At 44.4% G+C, this 653-nt stretch carries 1 rRNA gene; it reads right to left on the bottom strand.

The features are described from left to right. Positions 1–109: ribosomal RNA gene (locus H9L42_RS16790) — 16S ribosomal RNA — on the bottom strand; the annotation flags it as partial. Positions 110–653 lie beyond the last annotated feature (544 nt).

Raw genomic sequence — 653 nt, 5'->3', positions numbered from 1 at the left:
TCCACTCTTAACTTCAACCGAAGCGTCCGTTAAAAGCTTCTCGCTCGACTTGCATGTGTTAGGCACGCCGCCAGCGTTCATCCTGAGCCAGGATCAAACTCTTTTTGAATGGTATCAAAGCTTTCCCTTTCGGAAAAGGTTCAATCTCGTTTGTCTCGCTCATTTCACGCTTCTCGCGCTTTGCGATTTGTTCCGAAATCTCTTCGTTTTCTTTTTTGGAATTTCCGGAAACGTTCAAGTTGTTTTTCTTCTTGTCCGTCTTCCTTCCATCTCCCGGAAGTCTCTCGACTCCCGTTCGCTGGATTTCTATGCTATGAAATTTTCATGGTTCTTGCCCTTTTCGGGCACTGTCCGCTTTTTCAGCGAACATCTGTTATTTTACCATCTTCTGAGCTGTTTGTCAGCCACTTTTTTATTTTTTTCCGTCTTTCTTTCTAGCTCTTCGTGGCCGCTCTCATCTGACAGCTTGTCTATATTACCAAATCATTCCCTCTCTGTCAACACCTTTTTCGAAACTTTTTTATCTTTTTTTCCCTCCCCCTGTTTACACATATAGACCAGCCATCCATGTGCCTCTCAAAAATAAAACACCTGACTAAAATCAGGTGTTCCAATGGTGACCCTACCGGGAATCGAACCCGGGTTACCGCCGT

Source organism: Zhenpiania hominis (assembly GCF_014333425.1).
Taxonomy (GTDB): domain Bacteria; phylum Bacillota; class Clostridia; order Peptostreptococcales; family Anaerovoracaceae; genus Hominibacterium; species Hominibacterium hominis.
Note: the sequence above shows the minus strand (reverse complement) of the source record. Positions and strands in the feature narration are given on the sequence as shown.